This is a genomic window from Actomonas spartinae, from assembly GCF_051209155.1.
Taxonomy (GTDB): domain Bacteria; phylum Verrucomicrobiota; class Verrucomicrobiia; order Opitutales; family Opitutaceae; genus Actomonas.
The window spans coordinates 217256-234561 of record NZ_JBPJGB010000003.1 but is presented as its reverse complement, the minus strand read 5'-3'; the positions used below and the strand labels follow the sequence as shown (position 1 = coordinate 234561).

16 protein-coding genes are annotated in these 17306 nt (G+C 63.0%); 11 read left to right on the top strand and 5 right to left on the bottom strand.

Annotated elements, in window-relative coordinates; translation table 11 throughout:
• The first annotated feature begins 60 nt into the window (after positions 1–60).
• A complete protein-coding gene (locus AC0MRV_RS15965; RefSeq protein ID WP_472765497.1) occupies positions 61–1293 on the top strand; it encodes an MFS transporter in 1233 nt (410 codons plus the stop codon).
• 125 nt (positions 1294–1418) lie between these two features.
• Here AC0MRV_RS15965 and AC0MRV_RS15960 read toward each other — a convergent pair whose 3' ends face one another.
• Positions 1419–1883 carry an aminoacyl-tRNA deacylase gene (locus AC0MRV_RS15960; RefSeq protein WP_472765496.1) on the bottom strand — a complete coding sequence of 155 codons (465 nt, stop codon included), beginning with the start codon at positions 1881–1883 and terminating at the stop codon, positions 1419–1421.
• A 217-nt stretch (positions 1884–2100) separates the two neighbouring features.
• Between AC0MRV_RS15960 and AC0MRV_RS15955 the strand changes: the two genes are divergently transcribed.
• On the top strand, positions 2101–2793 hold the full coding sequence (locus tag AC0MRV_RS15955; RefSeq protein ID WP_472765495.1) for a site-2 protease family protein: 693 nt from the start codon (positions 2101–2103) through the stop codon (positions 2791–2793).
• A 43-nt stretch (positions 2794–2836) separates the two neighbouring features.
• On the opposite strand, the gene AC0MRV_RS15950 is transcribed toward AC0MRV_RS15955, so the two are convergent.
• Positions 2837–3187, bottom strand: coding sequence for an Hpt domain-containing protein (locus AC0MRV_RS15950; RefSeq protein ID WP_472765494.1), 351 nt, complete (start codon positions 3185–3187; stop codon positions 2837–2839).
• A 257-nt stretch (positions 3188–3444) separates the two neighbouring features.
• Between AC0MRV_RS15950 and metK the strand changes: the two genes are divergently transcribed.
• From metK to AC0MRV_RS15935, 3 genes are all read left to right on the top strand, one after another.
• Positions 3445–4647: a methionine adenosyltransferase gene (gene metK / locus AC0MRV_RS15945; RefSeq protein ID WP_472765493.1), complete on the top strand. Its 1203-nt coding sequence runs from the start codon at positions 3445–3447 to the stop codon at positions 4645–4647.
• A 43-nt stretch (positions 4648–4690) separates the two neighbouring features.
• Positions 4691–6100 carry an adenosylhomocysteinase gene (gene ahcY / locus AC0MRV_RS15940; RefSeq protein ID WP_472765492.1) on the top strand — a complete coding sequence of 470 codons (1410 nt, stop codon included), beginning with the start codon at positions 4691–4693 and terminating at the stop codon, positions 6098–6100.
• 174 nt (positions 6101–6274) lie between these two features.
• Positions 6275–7984: an NADPH-dependent assimilatory sulfite reductase hemoprotein subunit gene (locus AC0MRV_RS15935; protein WP_472765491.1), complete on the top strand. Its 1710-nt coding sequence runs from the start codon at positions 6275–6277 to the stop codon at positions 7982–7984.
• Positions 7985–8228: 244 nt separating this feature from the next.
• Here AC0MRV_RS15935 and hisF read toward each other — a convergent pair whose 3' ends face one another.
• From hisF to rho, 3 genes are all read right to left on the bottom strand, one after another.
• Positions 8229–8990, bottom strand: a complete 762-nt coding sequence (hisF, locus tag AC0MRV_RS15930) for an imidazole glycerol phosphate synthase subunit HisF (protein WP_472765490.1) — start codon at positions 8988–8990, stop codon at positions 8229–8231.
• Positions 8991–9071: 81 nt separating this feature from the next.
• Positions 9072–10829 carry a hypothetical protein gene (locus AC0MRV_RS15925; RefSeq protein WP_472765489.1) on the bottom strand — a complete coding sequence of 586 codons (1758 nt, stop codon included), beginning with the start codon at positions 10827–10829 and terminating at the stop codon, positions 9072–9074.
• Between the two features lie 178 nt (positions 10830–11007).
• Positions 11008–12201, bottom strand: coding sequence for a transcription termination factor Rho (gene rho, locus AC0MRV_RS15920; RefSeq protein ID WP_472765488.1), 1194 nt, complete (start codon positions 12199–12201; stop codon positions 11008–11010).
• Positions 12202–12380: 179 nt separating this feature from the next.
• On the opposite strand from rho, the gene acs reads away from it, so the two are divergent.
• From acs to AC0MRV_RS15890, 6 genes are read left to right on the top strand one after another with little or no spacing between them, the layout of a single operon-like run.
• Positions 12381–14306, top strand: a complete 1926-nt coding sequence (gene acs, locus AC0MRV_RS15915) for an acetate--CoA ligase (protein ID WP_472765487.1) — start codon at positions 12381–12383, stop codon at positions 14304–14306.
• A gap of 58 nt (positions 14307–14364) precedes the next feature.
• Positions 14365–14919, top strand: coding sequence for a type II secretion system protein GspG (locus AC0MRV_RS15910; RefSeq protein WP_472765486.1), 555 nt, complete (start codon positions 14365–14367; stop codon positions 14917–14919).
• Positions 14906–15520, top strand: coding sequence for a type II secretion system protein (locus AC0MRV_RS15905; RefSeq protein WP_472765485.1), 615 nt, complete (start codon positions 14906–14908; stop codon positions 15518–15520). The genes AC0MRV_RS15910 and AC0MRV_RS15905 overlap by 14 nt, the downstream gene beginning before the upstream one ends.
• 20 nt (positions 15521–15540) lie before the next feature.
• A complete protein-coding gene (locus AC0MRV_RS15900) occupies positions 15541–16119 on the top strand; it encodes a pilus assembly FimT family protein (RefSeq protein ID WP_472765484.1) in 579 nt (192 codons plus the stop codon).
• Positions 16116–16595, top strand: coding sequence for a prepilin-type N-terminal cleavage/methylation domain-containing protein (locus AC0MRV_RS15895; RefSeq protein ID WP_472765483.1), 480 nt, complete (start codon positions 16116–16118; stop codon positions 16593–16595). The genes AC0MRV_RS15900 and AC0MRV_RS15895 overlap by 4 nt, the downstream gene beginning before the upstream one ends.
• On the top strand, positions 16592–17290 hold the full coding sequence (locus tag AC0MRV_RS15890) for a hypothetical protein (RefSeq protein ID WP_472765482.1): 699 nt from the start codon (positions 16592–16594) through the stop codon (positions 17288–17290). The genes AC0MRV_RS15895 and AC0MRV_RS15890 overlap by 4 nt, the downstream gene beginning before the upstream one ends.
• The last annotated feature ends 16 nt before the right edge of the window (positions 17291–17306 follow it).

The following is a 17306-nucleotide window of genomic DNA, read 5'->3' as shown; positions in this document are numbered from 1 at the left end:
AGGGCCATACACGCGGCTTGCGCCCGGTGGGGCGCCGGCCGTTAGTGCAGTCAGCCGAATATGAGCCTACTGCGCGAAACCTTCTCTGACATCCGCTCGATGCCGCGAGCGTTGTGGGTGCTCACGGGGGGGCAGTTCATCAACCGCTTCGGTAGTTTTGTTTATCCGTTTCTGGCGCTCTACCTGACCGAGCACGGTTACGCCGGCGGGCAGGTGGCCTTGGTGCTGGGCGCGATGGCGACGGGCAACCTCGTGTCGCCCTTCTTGAGCGGTTATTTGTCGGATGCGATCGGGCGGCGAAACACGATCTTTGTTTCGTTGGTCGGCGGCGCGGCAACGGTCCTCGCGCTCTATTACAGTCGTGGACTCCAGTTGACCATGGGACTGGCGTTTCTGCATGGGTTGTTTGCGCAGGCCTTCGGGCCGGCCTCGCATGCCCTGCTCAGCGACGTGGTGCCGGACGAAAAGCGGGTGACGGCCTACGCGGTGTTTCGTTTGGCGCTGAATGCCGGCTTCGCAGCCGGACCGGCGGTGGCGGGCATGCTCTACCAACGTGCGCCGGAATGGGTCTTTTGGGGCGATGCGATCACCACCCTGATTTTTGCGGTCTTGGCGATCACGCTGTTGCCGCACGGGCTGCGCACGATCTCCGGCCGGGTCACTTCGCCGGCGGTCGCTTGGCGGAGTTGGATCGATGCCGCCCGCGACATCTCGCACAACCGGCCGGCGCTGCAGTTGCTGGCGGGCAAGCTGCTCATGTCGCTGTCTTTCATTCAAATCTTCAACGTGTTGGTCCTGCACGCGACCGGACGTGGGTTGAGCACGGTGGAATACGGTGTGGTGATGGGCAGCAACGGCGCGATCATCATGTTCCTGGAGCTGCCGTTGGTGCAGTGGTTGAAACGCTACCCGGCGAAGCCGGTGCTGGCGCTCGGTTACGGTTTGATCGGGCTGGGGTGTGCGTCGTTTGCCTGGGTGGAGAGCCTCAACGGTTTTCTGCTGGCCATGGGACTGTTCACGCTGGGCGAGATGATTGCCTTGCCGATGAGCGCGGCGCTCGGCGCGCGGCTCGCCCCGGAAGCGTTTCGCGGCCGCTATTTTGGGATTTACGGTCTGGCTTGGGGCGTGGCCGGGCTGGCCGGCAGCTCCGGGGTTTGGTTCTATCAAAACTGGGGGGCGCCTTGGTGGGTGGTCGCAGGCGTGTCCGGACTTCTGGCCGGCGGTTGTATGCTGTTGCGCGTGGATGCGGTCCGTCGGAGCGAGTCGATGAAGCCCATCGACGGCGGCGCTTGAACGCTGCGAGGGGCACGCCCGCGTCGGTTTCGGAACCTACCCAAGGATCACGATTCCGACGCGGAGTGCGATGAAGGTAACCCCGGCCCTGAGGCGGTCCCTTCAGTCTGAGTTTGGTCGCTCCGTCAGGCGGTGATGAATTCCAGCACCTCCGGCTGCACGAGCTTTTCGAAGTCATCGTAGGCCATTTGGATGACGGTCGTGTGGGTGCCGGCGTTGAATGCGATCTCCGGTTCTTCGGCCAGGGGACCGGCCACGTAGACGGGCACGTTGTAGAGATTGCCGAACGGCGGCATGGCGCCCAGTTCGCAGTCCGGAAACGCAGTGCGGAACTCGGCTTCTTCGGCGAGGCGCACGTCCAAGGTGCCGAGCATGTCGCGCAATTCGGGCAGGTGAATCCGTAGGGATGCCGGCAGCACGACCATCGCCATGCTGCCGTTGACGAAGACGATGACGGTCTTGGCGAAATCGCGACCGGACACGTGGACCCGGGCGGCGATTTCCTGGGCGGTGTAGGCGCGGGAGTGGGTGAGGGTGGTGTAACGGATACCGCGGGAATCGAGGTAGTCCTTCACTTTTTGACCGGGCATGATGCGCTCCTTTCTCGCCTGCGTGTTGGGGTGAGGGGAAGGATGGCTGGCGGCGCCACCGACGCAGGCTGAGCGGCTGCGTCGTCAGCCGATATGGCTGAAGTGTAGCCCTCGACGCTCAGGCTGCAACGCTGCCGGTGCGACGGATCGAAGTTTTGTCGGACAAAAGAATCGCGCAGGCTCGCATCTGGGGAGGAGCCACCATACTGCGGCTGACATGGTTACCACCCAAAACGGTTCTCTACGTGTGGCGCGAATCGCCGGCATCGATGTCTGGGTGCACTGGTCGTGGTTGTTGTTGGCGGTGGTCGCGGTCGAGTTGCGCCGCGGCGTTTACGCCTCAGAGCTCTGGAACGTCATCGAGTTTTTGAGCCTGTTCGGCATCGTGTTGCTGCATGAGTTCGGTCATGCCTTCGCCTGCCGGCAAGTGGGCGGGCAGGCCAACACCATCGTGCTGTGGCCGCTGGGCGGTGTGGCCATTGTTTCGGCCCCGCAGCGGGCGGGGGCGCAATTGTGGAGCATTGTGGCGGGCCCCTTGGTCAACTTCGCGTTGATTCCGATCATCTATTTCACGGGACGGACGCTGGCGATGAGCGGCACCTTCACGGGGCAGGGGTATGCCGATTTCTGGACCTGGTTGAGCTCGATGCGGCGCATCAATTTTTGGCTGATGATCTTCAACCTCCTGCCGCTCTATCCACTGGATGGCGGTCAGATCCTGCGTTGCCTGCTGTGGTTTGGGGTGGGGGCGCGAAAGAGCCTGTTGTGGGCCTCTGGCATCGGGGTGGTTGGCGCGGTGTTGTTCGGCGGTTGGGCGCTGATGAATCGCGCGTGGTGGCTGGTCATCATGGCCGCCTTCCTGGGCTCGAACAGCGCGCGAACCTTTCAGGCGGTTCGACAAAGCCCCTGAGCCGGATCGATGAGGGAAGGAGCGGGCACTGCCGCACCGTTGCTCAGAGTGCTTCGAGCGCCGCCTTCGCTTCGAGGAAGGCTTCGTTCAACTGCTCGATACGGGCTTCCAAGCCGGCGATCGCGTCACGCGAATCGTTCTCCAATTCCTTCGCCATTTCGCACAGGCGCTGCGCGCCGACGTTGGAGGAGCTGCCCTTGATGCTGTGGGCGGCGCGAGTGAAGGTCGCCTGATCGCCGGTGGCCAACGAGTTGCGCAGCTCGGTCATTCGAACTGGCGTGTCGGTCACAAAGATTTCGATCACTTCGCGGAGAAAAGAATCGTCACCTTCCTCGTCTCCAAGGGAACGGAGGTTCTCGATTGCTTCTTGATCAATGATCGGGGTGTCGGACATGGCAGATGGTTTGGATCGCGGATCACTCCCTTGTAGGAGCGAAAATTGAGGAAGTCGCAGACGGTTAACCGGGGCGAGGTTTTTTGGGCACGGTGTTGGTGAGAAACTACTTAGGTGGATCACCCTAGGCGCCCCGGTGCTTGAGAATATGACTCGGGCACGGGTTCTCGTTTTTACGACACATCAATGGATAGAAATACGATGATATTAAACTTGCGGCGCTAGCGTGCCGAAGGTTGCTTCCTCGTCTCCTCCCCATGGCAAATTCATTCGTTTTTTCCTCCGAGTCCGTTGGCGAAGGTCATCCGGACAAAGTTTCCGACTTCATCTCCGACAGCGTCCTCGACGCCTGCTTGGGGCTTGATCGCAACAGTCGCGTGGCCTGCGAGACACTGGTGAAGTCCAACGTCGTCGTGCTCGCTGGCGAGATCACGATTCCGAAGCTGAAGGGGAAGCCGCTCGAGAGCGCCATCAACCTTGGCGAAATCGTGCGCGGCGCAATTCGTGAGATCGGCTACGTCAACGACGACGACGTCTTCCACGCTGACAAGGTGTTCATCCAGAACCTGCTCACCTCGCAGTCGGCCGACATCGGCCAGGGGGTCGATGCCCGCGAAGCCGAGGGGAAGACGCACGCCGAGCAGGGCGCCGGTGACCAGGGCATCATGTTTGGGTATGCCTGCAACGAGACGCCGGAACTCATGCCGACGCCGATCATGCTCGCGCATCGTCTCGGTCGCGAACTCACCGCGCTGCGCAAGTCCGGCAAAGCCAAATGGCTGCGCCCCGACGCCAAGTCGCAGGTCTCCGTGCGCTACATCGACGGCAAGCCGGCCGAGGTGGTGAACGTGGTCATTTCGACCCAGCACACCGAGGACGTGAAGCGTTCCGAGATCGAAGAGGTGCTCATCAACAAGGTCATCAGGAAGGTGATCCCGAAGAAGCTCCTGACGAAGGAAACCCAATTCCTCATCAACCCGACCGGCCGTTTCGTCATCGGCGGACCCGAAGGTGATTCCGGTCTTACCGGTCGTAAGATCATTGTGGATACCTACGGCGGCTGGGGTCGCCATGGCGGCGGCGCCTTCTCCGGCAAGGATCCGTCCAAGGTCGACCGTTCCGCCGCCTACATGGCGCGTTGGGTGGCCAAGAACATCGTCGCTTCCGGTCTCGCCCCGATTGCCGAGGTGCAGCTCGCCTACGCCATCGGTCATCCGGAACCGGTCAGCGTGTTCGTGGATACCTTCGACACCGGCACCGTGCCCGACGGCGTGATCGCCGAGGCGGTAAAGCAGGTCTTCAGCTTCAAACCCGCCGCCATCGTCAAGCAGCTCAAACTGCTCCAGCCGATCTACCGCGAGACCACCAACTACGGTCACTTCGGTAAAGACGGTCTGCCGTGGGAAGCCACGTCCAAGACCAAGGCGCTGCTCGCCGCGGTGAAAAAGCTCAAGGCCTGAGCCCTCCTTTCAACACACAACGACCCTCGAACCCACACCCTCCATGTCCGAATTCACCGACTATCACGTCCGCGACATCAGCCTCGCCGATTGGGGCCGCAAAGAAATCGCCATCTCTGAGCACGAGATGCCCGGTCTCATGGCCATCCGCCAAAAGTTCCCGAACAAGCCGCTGGCTGGCGTCCGTATCACCGGCTCGCTGCACATGACGATTCAGACGGCCATCCTCATCGAGACCTTGGTCGACCTCGGCGCGACGGTGCGCTGGGCCTCCTGCAACATCTTCTCGACCCAGGATCACGCTGCCGCCGCCATCGCTGCTGCCGGCGTGCCGGTCTTTGCCTGGAAGGGTGAGACGCTCGAGGAATACTGGGATTGCACCTGGAAGGCCCTCGTGGGCCCCGACGGTCTCGGGCCGCAGCTCGTCGTCGACGACGGCGGCGACGTGACCCTGCTCCTGCACAAGGGCTACGAGCTCGAAAACGGCAGTGACTGGGTGAATACCGAGTCCGGTTCCGATGAGGAGGAGATCATCAAGAAGCTTCTCAAGAAGATCCACGCCGAGAGCCCGACCATCTTCCATGACATCGCCAAGGAGTGGAAGGGCGTCTCGGAGGAGACCACCACCGGCGTGCACCGTCTCTACGAACTGGCCGAGAAGAATCAGCTCCTCGTCCCGTCCATCAACGTGAACGACTCCGTCACCAAGTCCAAGTTCGACAACCTCTACGGCTGCCGCGAATCGCTGGCCGACGGTCTCAAGCGCGCCACCGACGTGATGATCGCCGGCAAGGTCGCCTGCGTCTGCGGTTATGGCGACGTCGGCAAAGGCTGCGCCCACTCGCTCAAGAGCTTCGGTGCTCGCGTCATCGTGACGGAGATCGATCCCATCAACGCGCTGCAGGCCGCGATGGAAGGCTACGAGGTGAACACGATCGAAAGCACCCTTGGGGTCGCCGACATCTACGTCACCACGACCGGCAACAAGGACATCATCACCCTCGATCACATGAAGGGGATGAAGGACCAGGCCATCGTTTGTAACATCGGCCACTTCGACAACGAGATCCAGGTCGCCAAGCTCTACAAGGACACCTCGGTCACCCGCACCAACATCAAGCCGCAATACGACAAGTTCACGTTCGCCGACGGCAAGAGCATCTACCTGCTCGCCGAAGGTCGTCTGGTGAACCTCGGTTGCGCGACGGGCCATCCGTCGTTCGTGATGTCCGCCTCGTTCACCAATCAAGTGCTGGCCCAGCTCGACCTGTGGGAGAAGCGTGAGACCTACGTGCCGACCGTCATGCGTTTGCCGAAGCACCTCGACGAGGAGGTGGCCCGACTTCACCTCGACCGCATCGGCGCCAAGCTCACCAAGCTGAGCGAAGCGCAGGCGGCCTACATCGGCGTGTCGGTCGACGGCCCCTACAAGCCGGACCACTACCGTTACTGAGCGCGGCCACCGATTCGCTCTATCTTTTCAAGCCGGCGTTCCCGTAAGGGAGCGCCGGTTTTGTTTTGCGGCGGGTGGGAGAGGGCTGAAACCTACATAACCTTACTAACTTACCTTAATTACTAAAAACCGCTTGCTGGTCAGCCATCGACGGCGCAAGTTCACCGTTCGCTCATGAGCAACGATCAAGACGCCCCCAAGCCACTGGCCGCCAACGAAGGCATCAAAACGGCCTCCAATTTCCTGCGCGGGACCATCGCCGAGGAATTGCTGGATGATTCCACTGGCGCGATTTCCGAGGACAATCAACAGCTTACGAAATTCCACGGTCTCTACCTGCAGGATGATCGTGACCTGCGAAGCGAACGGCGGAAGGCCAAGTTGGAGAAGGCGTTCTCCTTCATGCTGCGGGTGCGTCTGCCCGGCGGCCGTTGCACGCCGGAGCAATGGCTCGTGCTCGACCGCCTCGCCGACGAGCGGGCCAACGGTTCGCTGCGCCTCACCACGCGCCAGACCTTCCAGTTTCACGGCTTGCTGAAGGGCAACGTGAAGCCGCTCGTGCAGGGCATGCACGAAGTGTTGCTCGATTCGATCGCCGCCTGCGGCGACGTGAACCGCAACGTCATGGCTCCGCCCAATCCCGAGCGCAGCGCGGCCCACGCCGCCATGTATGATCACGCCAAGGGGATCTCCGAGCATCTCCTGCCGAGCACGCGCGCCTATCACGAGATCTGGCTCGACGAGGAAAAGGTCGCCGGCAGTGAGCCCGAGGTCGAACCGCTCTACGGCGCGACCTACCTGCCGCGCAAATTTAAGATCGGTTTCGCCATCCCGCCGTCCAACGACGTCGACGTCTACTCGCAGGACCTCGGCTTCATCGGCATTGTCGAAAACGGTGAGCTCGTCGGCTACAACGTCACCGCCGGCGGCGGCCTTGGCATGAGCCATGGCAACGTGGAGACCTATCCGCGTCTGGCTGACACCCTCGGCTACATCAGCGCCGATCAAGTCAACGCCATTGGCGAAGCGGTCATGACGACCCAGCGCGACAACGGCGACCGGACGAACCGCAAACATGCCCGCCTCAAATACACCATCGAGGACATGGGCTTGGACCGGTTCAAGGCCGAGGTGGAAAAGCGTTCCGGCATCACCTTTGCGCCGGCCCGCGAAATCAAGTTTACCACGATTCAGGACCCGCACGGCTGGCACGAATGCGCCGATGGCACCTGGTTCTATGGTCTGCACCTGCTGAGCGGCCGCATCATCGACAAGGACGGTTGGAAGATGAAGACCGCGCTGCGTGAAGTGGCTCAGGTTCACACCGGCGATTTCCGTCTCACGCCGTCGCAGAACGTCACGATTTCCGGGGTCACCGCCGATCAGAAAGACGCGATCGAAGCGATTCTCGCCAAGCATGGTCTCGACAAGGAGAACGAGCGTTCGCCGCTGCGCCTCAACGCGTTGTCCTGCGTGGCCCTGCCGACCTGCGGTCTGGCGCTGGCTGAAAGTGAACGCGTGCTGCCGGAGGTGCTCGAAAAGTTCGAAGCGATCTTCGAGGCGGCTGGTTTGGCCAGCGATGCCATCAGCCTGCGCATGACGGGTTGCCCCAATGGCTGCGGTCGACCGTATCTCGCTGAGATCGGTTTCGTCGGTAAAGGCCCGGGCAAATACGCGCTCTACATCGGCGCGAAATACAACGGCACCCGCCTCAACCGCATGCTCGCGCCGCGGGTCACGATTGATGAGTCGATCGAATTGCTCACGCCCATCATCAACCGTTACGCGAAGGAGCGGGCGGAGGGGGAGGAGTTCGGCGACTTCTGCGACCGGGTGATTCTCCCGGCCGACGCCACTATCCACGCCGTCGGTGGCGAAGCGTAAGCGAGAACTTCCAGAGCCCCTGGCAAGGAGGAGCCGGCCGTGCGCCGGCTCTTTTTGTTTTTACAGGCGGTAACAGAGAAAAACTGAGCAGGCAGGACGCGTTTATTTTAAAGAAGGCAACGAAGGTAGCGAAGGTTTGGATACAGACACCCTTCGTTCTCTTCGTTGCCTTCGGTAAAGAGGTCGCAGCGGAGTGGCTCTTTTGCCCTCCGTTACCTCCTGTGAAACCTCGTTTTGTCGGGGCCTACCGGCGCACCGGCACCTTGTGCTCGGCGAGGTAGTCCTTCACCTGCGGCACGGTGAGTTCGCCGAAGTGGAACAGGCTGGCGGCGAGCACGGCGCTGGCCCGGCCGGCGTCGAGGGCTTCGGCAAAGTGGGGGAGTTCGCCGGCGCCGCCGCTGGCGATGACCGGCACGCTGACGGCGTCGCTGATGGTGCGGGTGAGGGCGACGTCGTAGCCGGTTTTCATGCCGTCGCAGTCCATGCTGGTGAGCAGGATCTCACCGGCACCGAGATCGACCGCCTGCTTGGCCCAGGCCACGGCGTCGAGTTCGGTCGGATTACGGCCGCCGTGAGTGTAGACGCGCCAGGACTTGCCGTCGGGTTCCCGCTTGGCGTCGATCGCGACGACGATGCACTGCGCGCCGAAACGTTCGGAGGCGGCGCGAATGAGCTCGGGATCCTTGATCGCGGCCGTGTTGAGCGAGACTTTGTCGGCACCCGATTTGAGCATGGCCTCGATATCGGCCACGGTGCGGAGTCCGCCGCCCACCGTCAGCGGCATGAAACACTGCTCGGCGGTCGCGGCCACCACGTCATGCATGATGGAGCGACCATCGCTGGACGCGGTGATGTCGAGGAAGACGAGTTCGTCCGCGCCCTGGGCATCGTAGGCCTTGGCGCACTCGACCGGATCACCGGCATCGCGCAGCTCCTGAAATTTCACGCCCTTGACCACGCGGCCGTTGGTCACGTCGAGGCAGGGAATGATGCGGCGAGCGAGCATGGGGACATGGATGATGTGGGATGTGCGGGGTAAGAGGTGGAGTCAGCCTGACATCTTCCCTCCTACATCTGACATCTTACATCATTCGATTTCCGTGATATCCGGCTCGTAGCTGACGGAGATGCGGTAGACGTTGCCCGGACGCATGATCAGCGGGTGATCGCGCTCGAGGGTCTGGAGATAATGCACCTTGCCGTAGTTCGTGCGGTAGGTCGGGTCGTTGGTGACGACCTCGGTTTCCTGCCAGACGCCTTGGAAGTCGTCCTTGGTGACCGTGCAGCGATGGCCTTCGGCACCGAGCGCAAGGGAACCACCCACGTGGTAGCGGGAGTGAGGCGCGGCGATCGCCAGCATGAAGCGGAAGCGATCGAGTTGGATCTGCTGCTTCACGGTGTAGGCGAACTCGGCGCTGATCTGCGGGCCGGCGAAGTTCCACTGCACCTTGACCGAACCGATGCCCTTGAGGATCTCCTGTTCGGTGGTGATGAGCTCCGGCTGGTCGTAGCGGAAGAAGAAGCTGCGGCGCAGTCCCAGGCCGGTGACGCAATTGCGGCCGTAGTAGGCCGGCACGGTGACCTTGTCGCCGAAGGTCAGCTCGGGGACCATGATCGGCGCATACACGTTGTTGGGCCAATCGAAGATACCGGGGCTGTGCGGGAAGGGCAGAGTGTCCGAAGTCGGCGCACCGCCGGCGGCGATGAGCGGGATTTGGAAGTGCAGACCACTGCCGGCGTCGCGGTAGAGGAACACGCCCTGTTCCTTGCGGTTGGACTTGTCGAAGATAACAAAACGGCCGGTGGTGCGGGCCGGCTCGACCTTGGTGGCGCCGCCGGGCATCTGCACGGCCTTGGCGAGGCGTGACCATTGGCAAAGGTAGCGCGCGGCGTCGAAATTGGCCATGCGGGTGGTGTGCGCGGCGTAGGCGGTGCGCTCGGCGTCGCGGACGTCGAGGAAGCCGTGTTCCTGATCCAGGTAGGTCTGGTAGAAAAACAGGAAGAGGCGGCGCAGGACGTCGTAATATTTCGGCTTTTGATCGTCGGCGATCCAGCCGTCGCGCAGGCCCTGCAGCAGCAGCGAGATGCAGTGCATCTGGCCGTAGGCGCCGGCGGCGCGGCCAAAGGCCCAACCGAGACCATCGGCACGGACGAGGTCCGGCATCATCTTGATGTATTTCTCGGCGTAGGTGCGCAGGGTGGGCAGCTTGCGGTCACGCACGCCGCTGTTGGCGTGGAGCTGCAGGGAGGAGCGCATGAACACGAGGGACATGACGCCGTAGAGATTGAAGTTGCCGCCGATGCCATCGACGGCGTCGTCCACGAAACCATTGGAGCTGGTTTGATTGACGCGATCGACGAAGCGTTCGATGAGGCGGGAGGTCTCGTCCTTTTTGGACAGACCGAAGGAGAAGCGGGCCACGGCCTTGGCCACGTTGAAGGCCTGCCAGTGGTTGTCGTAGTCCGAACGGTGGAGCAGGGCCTTGTCGATACGCTCCTGAGTCTCCGGCACGAGGCGTTCCCAGACCGGATTGCGCTCTTTGGACGGACCGAAACAGAGGAGGCCGAGCGAAGCGTAGGCGAGGCCGTTCTCGGCCGCCGGCTCCGTGAACATCTGCGCGGTGATGGTGCGAGCAGCCAAGTCGACGAGATCGTAGCCATCCAGGGTTGTTTCACCCGTTGCGCGGTAATATTCACCGAGGGCAAGGGCGGCGTGGCCGGGCTCGTCGGCGCGGGAGGTCTCGCCGTCTACGGGCGAAATGGTGCCGTCAGGCTGAATGGAGTCGAGATTGTGGCCCAGAATGGAGCGGGCCATGTCGAGGCATTGCTCGGAGAAACTATGCATACGGAACGGGTTGCGGCGTGGACCCGCGCGACGCGCCGGCGTCGGGCGGAAAGGAAGTTTGTTCAGGGTTTTCCGACGCTGCGCAAGTGGGAAAACCGATGCGGTGGATTTGGGGGCAAAAAAGAACGCCGGGCGCGGGCCCGGCGTCGTGGAGAGGGTTTGGCAACGGCTCTGAGCCTCAGCGCGAGATGAGCTTCAGGAATTCAGCGTTGTTCTTGGTCTTCGACAGGCGTGAGACCATGGTCTCGGTGGCTTCCTCGATCTTCTGCTGCACGAGGGCGCGGCGGAAGAAGTGAATGCTGTCGAGGTCCTCGGCGTCGATGAGCAGCTCCTCCTTGCGGGTGCCGGAGGCTTGGATGTTGATCGCCGGCCAAATGCGCATTTCGGCGCATTTGCGGTCGAGCACGAGGTCACTGTTGCCGGTGCCTTTGAACTCCTGGAAAATCACGTCGTCCATGCGGCTGCCGGTCTCGACGAGAATGGAGGCCACGATGGTGAGCGAGCCGGCCTCCTCGGTGTTGCGGGCGGCGGCGAAAAGTTGGCGGGGCTTTTCGAGGGCGCGCACGTCGAGACCGCCGGAGCCGGTGCGGCCGGAATTGCGCTGGGTGTTGTGGGCGCGGGCGAGGCGGGTGAGGGAGTCGAGGAAGAGCACGACGTGTTTGCCGCACTCGACGAGGCGCTTGGCGCGTTCGATGGCCATGTCGGCGATGCGGATGTGGTTGCCGACCTGCTCGTCGTTGGAGGACGCCCAGACCTCGGCCTCGGTGACGGAGCGTTTGAAGTCCGTGACTTCCTCGGGGCGCTCGTCGACCAGGAGGATCATGACGTGGCACTCGGGGTGGTTTTCGATCACACCCTGCGCCATGTCGCGCAGCAGGGTCGTCTTGCCGGTGCGGGGCGGAGCGACGACGAGGCCGCGGGTGCCCTTGCCGACGGGGCAGAAGAGATCCACGGCGCGGCAGGTCATGCGGCCGTCCTTGGTTTCGAGTTTCAGTTTCTCGTCCGGCGAGAGGGTGGTGAAATTGGTGAAATCCCACTTGGCCTTGCGGTCCTCGATGCTGAGCCCGTCGACCGACTCAATGAACTTCATCTTCGGGTTCGGGAAGCGGCCCTCGGCCGGGAAGGCGGTGCCGGCGATGAGGCTGCCTTGGCGCAACTTGAAGCGGCGAATGAGTTCCTTGGGCACGAAGACGTCGCTGGGGCGACGCTTACCGAAACGCTTGAGGTCGAGCAGGGTGCCGTTGCCGCCCTTTTGTTTGTCGATGTCGAGGACGCCCTCGACCTGGATGAGGTTGTCATCCTTTTCGGGGGCAGCGGATTTGCTGGCCTGAGCCTCGGCGGCTTGGTCGGCGTTTTCGGTGGAGTTTTCCATAGTGTAGAGAGGTGAGGGCGGCGGGAGCCACCACGGGCAAGAGGGTAAAATCGCGGCACGTGCTTGACGCTCAATACAGGCAGCGGGATAACTCGCGGCCCCGGTTGTAAAGCGCCGCGGGTCTAGTTATCCCCAAACCACAGCGATCCTAAAACGTGACGGACCAAACGATTACCTCAGTGTCCCGTGAGAAGCGGGTATTCAAGCCATCGGCCGAATTTGCGCGCCAAGCCAACCTTGGCAGCATGGCGGCCTATAAGAAACTCTATAAGGAGTCTGTCAACTCCCCAGAAAAGTTCTGGGAGAAGCAGGCCAAGGACTTACTCGTTTGGCGTCGGCCATTTAAGAAGGTCCTCAAGTGGCAGGCGCCCCACGCGGAGTGGTTTGGCGGCGGGGCTTTGAACGTCTGCGAAAACTGCGTGGACCGCCACCTGGAGACCGATCGGGCCAACAAGGCGGCGCTCATTTTCGAGGGGGAGCCGGGCGACGTGCGCACGGTCACCTACAAACAGCTCTATTTCCACACCGCGCGGCTCGCGCATGTTTTCGAGAACATGGGCATCGGTAAGGGCGATCGCGTCGCCATCTACATGCCGATGGTGCCTGAGGCCGTGTTTGCCATGCTCGCCTGCGCCCGCGTTGGGGCGATTCACACCGTTGTCTTTGGCGGTTTCAGTTCCGAATCGCTCAAAGATCGCATCAACGACTGCGGCGCCAAACTCGTCATCACCGCCGATGGTGGCTGGCGCCGTGGCAAGGTGGTCGAGCTCAAGAAGACCGTCGATGCCGCCGTGGAGAAGACCCCGTCCGTTCAGACGGTCCTCGTCCTCAAGCGTTGCGGCAACAAGGTGAAGATGCGCGACGGTCGCGACGTCTGGTGGCACGATGCCTGGCTCGGCGCGCCGAACGACCACAAACCCAAGGCTTTCCCGTCCGAGCACCCGCTCTTCATCCTCTACACCTCCGGCTCGACCGGAAAGCCCAAGGGCGTGCTGCACACCAGCGCGGGATACCTGCTCGGTGCGAAGCTCTCTTCCAAATACGTTTTCGATCTCAAGGAGAACGACCTCTATTTCTGCTCGGCCGACATCGGCTGGATCACCGGCCACAGTTACGTCGTCTACGGTCTGCTCTCCAACGGTGCCACCGTCTTTCTCTACGAGGGCGCACCGAATGAACCGGGGCCGGACCGCTTTTGGCAGATGATCGACCGCCACGGTATCACGATTTTCTATACGGCGCCGACCGCCATCCGCGCGTTTATGCGCTGGGGCGACAACTACGTGCTGAGCCACCACCTCAAGTCCCTGCGCCTGCTCGGCTCGGTCGGCGAGCCGATCAACCCCGAGGCCTGGATGTGGTATCACCGCATGATCGGCAAAAAAAAGTGCCCGATCGTCGACACCTGGTGGCAGACCGAAACCGGCTCGATCATGATCACGCCGCTGCCGGGCGTCACACCCTGCAAACCGGGGTCCGCGACGCTGCCGTTCTTCGGTGTGCTGCCGCAAGTGGTCGATGAAAAGGGCAAGGAGGTGCCGAAGGGCTCCGGTGGTAAACTCATCATCGCCAAACCGTGGCCGTCGATGCTCCGCACGCTCTGGGGCGACGATGAGCGCTTCAAGCAGACCTACTTCAGTGAATACCCCGGCGTTTATTTCACCGGTGACGGCGCCCGCACCGACCAGGACGGTTACTTTTGGATCGTGGGTCGCATCGACGACGTGCTCAACATCTCCGGCCACCGCCTGGGCACGGCGGAAGTCGAGAGCGCGCTCGTGGCCCACCCGAAGGTTGCCGAAGCCGCCGCCATCGGCCGTCCCGACGAACTCAAGGGCCAGTCGCTGGTCGTCTTTGTGACGCTCAAGGCCGGTATCGAGGCGAGCGACGACCTCAAGGACGAGCTGCGCAACCACGTGGGCAAGGAGATCGGCGCGATCGCCAAGCCCGACGTCGTGCGTTTCGCCGCCGGTCTGCCCAAGACTCGCTCCGGCAAGATCATGCGCCGCATCCTCAAGGAGATCGCCGCCGGCAAAGAAGTGAAGGGCGACACCACGACGCTCGAAGACTTCGCCGTCGTCGCGGCGCTCCAGGCCGACGACTAGGAATTAGAAACTGCCCACGGCCCACCGGGACGACGCGGAACCAGCAACGGAGACTCTCGTGTCACCTCCGCGGTCTTCCTTCCGAGTTGTCAGTGCGGCCCGTGGGCGACCTTTCCGCGGTGGTTTTACCCTCATTGAGCTGCTCGTTGTCATCGTGATCATCGGCATTCTGGCCGGGATCACGTTGAGCGTGTCGGCTGGAGCCCGAGAGCGGGCCGCGCGCGAGCAGGCCCGCTCCGAGCTGGCGGTGATCAGCGTCGGGCTTGAGGAGTATCGCCGGGTCTACGGCGCCTATCCACCGGGGGAACAGGCCCCGAGCTTGCTGGCTGCCTTGGCAGGACGTCTTCGTCCGGATGGTGCCGCGGACTCCCGGCGCGCTTTTGTGACGCTGTCCGCGCTGACGCTGCGCAACGAAGATCCCGAGCTGGTAGGCAATGTGCTGCTTGATCCGTGGGGGCAACCCTATGCCTATCGTGCTTTTCAAAACGGTGCTCGTTCCGGGTATCGCCTCTACTCAATTGGGCCGGACGGTGCCGACGCGCCGCCATCCGGCAACGGAGCGCTCGACGAGGCTGCCGCGGCCAACCTCGACAACATCTATGCCCATCGCTGAGCAGGCCCAACCTCGTTTCCACCGTGGCTTCTCGCTCATCGAGCTGCTCACGGTGGTCGCCATCGTTGGTATCCTGGCCGCCATTACGATCCCGGCGCTGAGCGGCGCGCGGGACTCAGCCAATCGCGCGAAGACGAAAGCGCAGTTTCATCAGTGGGCGGCGGCCATGGAGCTTTACCGGCAGGAATACGGCTTTTACCCGAATGTCGCCAGCAACGGGAAAGTGGACACTGCACGCTTCGCTGCCGAACTCACCGGCCGCACGCTGACAGGGCAACCGCTCGGGCTGGATTTTGGCAATCGCAAGGGCATCCGCTTCTACACGCTGGCGGCCGAGGAACTCGACGGTGACGGCCTTCACCTCGTTGACGCCTATGGGAACACCGACCTTGCCGTGCGCATCGACACCAATCGCGATGGTCTCATCAACAGTGGTGACGGCGGCTCGTGGGTGGCGGTTGCCGGCCTCGAGGAAACCGCGGACGCCAGTCCGGTCGACCTGCCGGAGGCCGTGCCGACCAGCGGTGTGCGGGCCGGGGTGGTGTTCTACTCTGCCGGCCGCGGTCGCGACGAAAACGATCTCGTCCTGAGTTGGCGCTAGGCCAAGACTCCGGTCGCACCATGTCCGCCGCGCGCGCCACGACCTCCGGATACACGCTGATCGAGTTGCTGGTGGTGATTGCGCTGATCGCCGTGCTGACGGCGGCGATCGGGCTCGGACTGCGCGGGGCCAACGAGGCGAGCGCGCTGCAGGCCACCCAAGGCATCGTGCGGGCGCAGTTGGACTCTGCCCGCGCCCGTGCATTGCTCAATGGTCGTCCCACCGCGCTCGCGCTTTTCGCCGACCAGAACGATCCCGACCGTTTTCTGCGGGAGCTGGGATTGGCGGAACTGAATGAAAGCGGGGAGTGGCATCTCGTGACGGACGGCATCGTCATGCCCGGTGACGTGCGCATGTTGTCGCCGGGCGACGGTGGCACCCTGTGGGTGGGGCCCTTGGCGGTGGGATGGGATCCAGGCGGGGAAGCCATCGCGGCGTATGTCGTGCGGTTCTTGCCTGACGGAAGTATGGCGGAGCTCGGCGGCGGCGCGTTGCGGTGGGCGGTGGAAGGCGCCAGTGTGCCGGACGGTATCGTGGTCAGTCGCTACGGTGCGGTGGTGGCGGAAACCAACGTCACCGAAGCGGAGGTCGGACCGTGAATAGCTCCCGCCACGCGCATCACGGTTTCTCCCTGGTCGAGGTGGTCGTGGCGGTGGGTGTTTTTGTCGCCGGAGTGGTGGGGGCCTTGGCCCTGTTGTCGAGCACCACCACCCAAACTAACCAAGTGCGGGACGTGCTCACCGCGACCCGTGTCGGCGAGTCCACCTTGGCGTGGCTGCGCACACAGACTGCGCCGGACATCACGACCGCGGTGGCGGCGGGTGAGGACGGGGCGTATCAGGCGGATCGTGACGGCCGGCGTTTCAGCTGGCACGAGCCGCTGGCGATCGAGGAAGCGCATTTTCTGGTCCTGATTGAGGAGACTGGTGAAGGAATCGGGGCGGACGAGAGCGGCCAGCCCTTGGGCACGCGGCACCGGTTGCGGGTGGAGTGGCCGCTTTGGCAGTCGCCGGGCGTTCGCGCCGCCGCGGCCGAGCGCGAGGCGATCACCTTCAACTTGTTTGTGCGCCGATGAAACCAGCTGCGCGCAATCGTGGTGCCTTCACCTTGGTCGAGCTCGTGCTGGCCGTCGGGCTCACGGCCGTCTTGGCCGCACTGCTTTTGAGCGTGGTTACCAACACCCTCGGAATTTGGCAGCGTGGCGCGACCACCTTGCAGACCGAAAGCGCCGGCGGTCTGGTGCTGGATCGATTGGTGGCGGATTTGGAGGGCTGGACCAAGGTGGCCGGTCAGGAGGCGTGGCGGGAGTCCGCGGACGCGGGAACCGCGGAGCTGCGCGTGATCAGCCATGTGGCCAGCTCCGCGCCCGGAGGCACGGACCCAGCCTCCGTTCGCTTGCTGATCTACACGTGGAACGAGTCGACGTTCCGGCTGTATCGCTGGGAAAGCACGGCGGTGGAGTCGCTGGAAAATGGATACAGCCTGACCGGTGGCGCCGCGGCGACCGAAGCCGAGTGGTTGTTGGGGCAAGGCGTTCTGAGTCTTAAGGTGCGTTGGTTCGATGCCGCAGGGACCGAATTGTCGAATGAAGCGGATGGCGAAAGACCGCGTTCGGCGCAGCTCGAACTGGTCATGGTCGATGACGGGGGGCGCGCTCGACTCGAAGCCGTGGCGACCGGGCGTTCGTCGGAATCGGTTCAGCAGATCCAGGCGGAAACCACGCGCACCATGACGCGCTGGGTGGAGTTGACGCCGGGAGGTGGCGGGTGAAGTCGGAGCGCGGTTT

Coding starts and splice junctions, on each gene's coding strand:
- AC0MRV_RS15965 (WP_472765497.1), top strand. CDS start 61: ATGAGCCTACTGCGCGAAACCTTCTCTGACATCCGCTCGATGCCGCGA.
- AC0MRV_RS15960 (WP_472765496.1), bottom strand. CDS start 1,883: ATGCCCGGTCAAAAAGTGAAGGACTACCTCGATTCCCGCGGTATCCGT.
- AC0MRV_RS15955 (WP_472765495.1), top strand. CDS start 2,101: ATGGTTACCACCCAAAACGGTTCTCTACGTGTGGCGCGAATCGCCGGC.
- AC0MRV_RS15950 (WP_472765494.1), bottom strand. CDS start 3,187: ATGTCCGACACCCCGATCATTGATCAAGAAGCAATCGAGAACCTCCGT.
- metK (WP_472765493.1), top strand. CDS start 3,445: ATGGCAAATTCATTCGTTTTTTCCTCCGAGTCCGTTGGCGAAGGTCAT.
- ahcY (WP_472765492.1), top strand. CDS start 4,691: ATGTCCGAATTCACCGACTATCACGTCCGCGACATCAGCCTCGCCGAT.
- AC0MRV_RS15935 (WP_472765491.1), top strand. CDS start 6,275: ATGAGCAACGATCAAGACGCCCCCAAGCCACTGGCCGCCAACGAAGGC.
- hisF (WP_472765490.1), bottom strand. CDS start 8,990: ATGCTCGCTCGCCGCATCATTCCCTGCCTCGACGTGACCAACGGCCGC.
- AC0MRV_RS15925 (WP_472765489.1), bottom strand. CDS start 10,829: ATGCATAGTTTCTCCGAGCAATGCCTCGACATGGCCCGCTCCATTCTG.
- rho (WP_472765488.1), bottom strand. CDS start 12,201: ATGGAAAACTCCACCGAAAACGCCGACCAAGCCGCCGAGGCTCAGGCC.
- AC0MRV_RS15905 (WP_472765485.1), top strand. CDS start 14,906: ATGCCCATCGCTGAGCAGGCCCAACCTCGTTTCCACCGTGGCTTCTCG.
- AC0MRV_RS15900 (WP_472765484.1), top strand. CDS start 15,541: ATGTCCGCCGCGCGCGCCACGACCTCCGGATACACGCTGATCGAGTTG.
- AC0MRV_RS15890 (WP_472765482.1), top strand. CDS start 16,592: ATGAAACCAGCTGCGCGCAATCGTGGTGCCTTCACCTTGGTCGAGCTC.